Origin of the sequence: Melaminivora alkalimesophila, from assembly GCF_000282995.1 — a bacterium.
GTDB classification, from domain to species: domain Bacteria; phylum Pseudomonadota; class Gammaproteobacteria; order Burkholderiales; family Burkholderiaceae_C; genus Melaminivora; species Melaminivora alkalimesophila.
The window spans coordinates 1-3,980 of record NZ_ALEE01000292.1 but is presented as its reverse complement, the minus strand read 5'-3'; the positions used below and the strand labels follow the sequence as shown (position 1 = coordinate 3,980).

4 protein-coding genes are annotated in these 3,980 nt (G+C 71.7%); all 4 read left to right on the top strand.

The window, feature by feature from the left end; translation table 11 throughout:
• The coding region (glmS, locus tag A612_RS05525; protein WP_019373541.1) for a glutamine--fructose-6-phosphate transaminase (isomerizing) at positions 1-1,340 on the top strand (1,340 nt) is incomplete at its 5' end.
• 182 nt (positions 1,341-1,522) lie between these two features.
• Positions 1,523-1,777 carry a putative hemolysin gene (locus A612_RS05520; protein WP_019373540.1) on the top strand — a complete coding sequence of 85 codons (255 nt, stop codon included), beginning with the start codon at positions 1,523-1,525 and terminating at the stop codon, positions 1,775-1,777.
• A 39-nt stretch (positions 1,778-1,816) separates the two neighbouring features.
• Entirely contained in the window at positions 1,817-2,947 is a 1,131-nt protein-coding gene (gene corA / locus A612_RS05515) for a magnesium/cobalt transporter CorA (protein ID WP_019373539.1), read from the top strand.
• 344 nt (positions 2,948-3,291) lie between these two features.
• On the top strand, positions 3,292-3,980 hold a 689-nt coding region (locus A612_RS05510), incomplete at its 3' end, for a PIG-L deacetylase family protein (RefSeq protein ID WP_019373538.1).

Genomic DNA, 3,980 nt, shown 5'->3' with positions numbered 1-3,980 from the left:
GCGCGCGTGCCGGCTCGCCGCTGGTGCTGGGCGTGGGCTCGCACCAGGAAGCGGGCGAGCACTTCCTCGCCAGCGACGCCATGGCGCTGGCCGGCGTCACGGACCAGATCGTCTACCTGGAAGAGGGCGACCTGGTGGACCTGCAGCTGGGCCGCTACTGGATCGCCGGCGCCGATGGCCAGCCGCTCTCGCCTGCCGAGCGGCCGGTGCGCACCGTGCTCGCGCACAGCGGCGCCGCCGAGCTGGGCCCCTACCGCCACTACATGCAAAAGGAGATCTTCGAGCAGCCCGGGGCGCTGGCGGACACGCTCGACGGCGTGCAGGGCATCGTGCCCGAGCTCTTCGATGGCGCGCAGACGGCCGCCTGGCGCGTGTTCCAGGAGATCGACCGCGTGCTGATCCTGGCCTGCGGCACCAGCTACTACAGCGGCCTGACGGCGCGCTACTGGCTGGAGGGCATCGCCGGCATCCCCACCCAGGTGGAGGTGGCGAGCGAATACCGCTACCGCACCAGCGTGCCCGATCCGCGCACCCTGGTGGTCACCATCAGCCAGTCCGGCGAGACCGCCGACACCCTGGCGGCCTTGCGCCATGCCAAGAGCCTGGGAATGCGCCACACGCTCACGGTGTGCAACGTCGCGACCAGCGCCATGGTGCGCGAGTGCGAGCTGGCCTACGTCACGCGCGCCGGCGTGGAGATCGGCGTGGCCTCGACCAAGGCCTTCACCACCCAGCTGGCCGGCCTGTTCCTGCTGACCCTGGCGCTGGCGCAGGCCAAGGGACGGCTGTCCGAGGAGGACGAGGCGCGCCACCTGCAGGCGCTGCGCCACCTGCCCGTGGCGCTGCAGGCGGTGCTGGCGCTCGAACCCCAGGTCATCGGCTGGGCCGAGGAGTTCGCGCGCAAGGAACACGCGCTGTTCCTCGGCCGCGGCCTGCACTATCCGATCGCCCTGGAAGGCGCGCTCAAGCTCAAGGAGATCAGCTACATCCACGCCGAGGCCTACCCGGCCGGCGAGCTCAAGCACGGGCCGCTGGCGCTGGTGACCAGCGAGATGCCGGTGGTCACCGTCGCCCCCAACGACGAACTCCTGGACAAGCTCAAGAGCAACATCCAGGAAGTGCGCGCGCGCGGCGGCGTGCTGTACGTGCTGGCGGATGCCGACACGCGCATCGACCACAGCGAGGGCATCCACGTCATCCGCATGCCCGAGCACTATGGCGTGCTGTCGCCGCTCCTGCACGTCGTGCCGCTGCAGCTGCTGGCCTACCACACGGCCTGCGCGCGCGGAACGGATGTCGACAAGCCCAGAAACCTTGCCAAGAGTGTCACGGTCGAATGACCGTGGCGCTCTTGGGGCGGCGCAGCCGCCGCGCGCAGCGCCAAGGTTTCTGGGCTTGCGGCGAAGGCTCATGCCGGCGCAGCCGGCGTGAAGCTGCGCAGCAGCGGGCCGCAGCCACAAGCCGCGCGACCTTGCCAAGAGTGTCACGGTCGAATGACCGTCGCACGAAAGAAAGGAAATTCATGCCCCTACTCGCCACCTTCCCGACGCTCGCCGCCGGCATCCTCGCGCTCACGGCATTGGCCGGCTGCGGCGCCCGCCCGGCACCCGCGCCGGCCGTCGGCATGGCCAACCCGGCCTCGGTGTATTGCGCGCAACGCGGCGGCACGCTGAAAATCGTCCGTGGCCCAGAGGGCGAGCGGGGCATGTGCCACCTGCCGGAGGGGACGGTGGTGGAGGAGTGGGAGCTGTTTCGCCGCGACCACCCGCAGCGTTGACCGAATGAACAGGGGCGCTGCCGGTAGGATGCCGACCTTGTGAAACACCCCGTCGCCACCCGCCTGCGCGCCCTGCGCCGCCAGGGCTTTCGCCGCCGCCACAACCGCCCCGGTGCCCCGCCGGGTTCGCTCGAACCCGTCGCCAGCGTGCAGGACGCGGCCGCACAGCCGCCCGCGCGGCTGCTGCTGATGCACTACGCCAGCGAGGGCGAGGTGGTCGAGCTGCCGGAACCCCCCATCGAGGCCGCTGCCGCTGCGGCCGCCGATGCGCAGCGCGTCGTCTGGCTGCACCTGCAGGGCCTGCCCACGCCGCAGCAGCTCCAGGCCCTGCGGGAGGCCTTCGACCTGCATCCGCTGGCGCTCGAAGACGTGCTGCACCGCGGCCAGCGCGCCAAGGCCGAGGCCTACGAGGCGCACCAGTTCGTCGTCCTGAACTTGGTGCAGCGCGACCGCGACGGGGACGCCTGCCGCGTGGACCAGCTCAGCCTGTTCCTGGGCCACAACTTCGTGATCAGCATCAACGACGGCAGCGCCGACGTGTTCGAGCCCGTGCGCCAGCGCATCCGCGCCAACGGCAAGATCCGCCGCCTGGGTGCCGACTATTTGCTGTATGCGCTGCTCGACACCCTCGTCGATTCGGGTTTCCCGCTGCTCGACGCGCTGGGCGACGAGCTGGAGGCGCTGGAGGACGAGATCCTGCAGGACGCCGACCAGGAGGCGCGCAACAAGCTGCATTACGCCAAGCGCGAGCTGGTGGTGATGCGCCGTGCCTGGTGGCCGCAGCGCGAGGTCATCGCCACGCTGATGCGCGACGACGCGCCCTTCATCCGCGACGCCACGCGCGTCTACCTGCGCGACTGCCACGACCACAGCGTGGTCATCATCGACTTCGTCGAAACCTACCGCGAGATGGCGTCCAGCCTGCTGGACGTCTACCTCTCGGCCGTCAGCCAGCGCATGAACAACATCATGAAGGCGCTGACCATCGTCGCCACCATCTTCCTGCCGCTGACCTTCATCACCGGGGTGTACGGCATGAACTTCGACACCGAAAGCCGCTTCAACATGCCCGAGCTGCACTGGCGCTACGGCTATCTGTACGTGCTGGCGCTCATGGCGGCGATCGTCGGCGCGATGCTCTGGTTCTTTCGGCGCCGGCGCTGGCTCTGAGCCTGGGCAGTGCCGCCTTGCCGCACGCGCGGCCGGGCGCCGGGCGGATGGGCAGGGCGATGCCTGTCCTACAGACGGCAGGCGCGCGCCCTTCCTAGGATGGCTGGACCGTATGTACCGCCAGGCGCGCCGCTGCAGCGCCCGGCTCGTTTTGCAATGTTCTGTCCAACGCTTTCCATTTGCGCCCGCGCCGCCCATCCCCGCAAGGGCGCCGCCACTGCCCCCCTGCTTCCCGTGCGCGGCGCGGACCGGGGCCTCGGCGCCTGCCCGCCTTTCCACGGCGTGGCCCGCGAGGTGGCACCGGTCCGGCCCGCGCCCGCCGGCAGGGGGCGATGATGGGTCCAATGCACCGCCGGGGCGCGCGCCGCATCGGCGTGCCGCACGCGCCGCCCACGGCCTGGCAGTGCTGGCTGCAAGACCACGTGCGCCCCGCAGGCCAGCCGCTGGTGCGCGCGCACGAACGCCTGGTCGTGCTGGCGCCGCACCCGGACGACGAGGTGCTTGCCTGCGCGCTGCTGATGCAGCAGCACGCGGCACGCGGCGGCGCGCTGCACATCCTGGGCGCCACCGACGGCGAGGCCAGCCACGGCGAGGAAGGTGCGCTGGTGCAGCAGCTGCAGCAGGCGCGTTGCGCGGAGCGGCGCGAGGGCCTGGCGCGGCTCGGCTTGGGCCAGGTGCCGGTCACGCCGCTGCACCTGCCCGACGGTGGCGTGTCCGGCGCCGGGGCGCGGCTGCATGCGCTCCTGATGCAGTTCCTGCGGCCGGGGGACGTGCTGCTCACCACTTGGCGCCTGGACGGTCCCCCGGACCACGAATGTTGCGGCCGCGTGGCCTGTGACGTGGCCCGGCGCCTGGGGCTGCGCCTGCTGCAGGCGCCGGTGTGGATGTGGCACTGGGCCGAGCCCGGCTGCGCGCGCATCGACTGGCCGGCCCTGCGCTCCATCGGCGCGCCGCGCCAGGCGGTGGAGGCCAAGGCGTGGGCGCTGCAGGCGCACCGCAGCCAACTCCTGCCGCGCCCCGGCGGCCGGCCGCC

Bases quoted from the DNA above. Each gene is read 5' to 3' on its own strand.
- A612_RS05520 (WP_019373540.1), top strand. From the start codon at position 1,523: ATGCCCCTACTCGCCACCTTCCCGACGCTCGCCGCCGGCATCCTCGCG.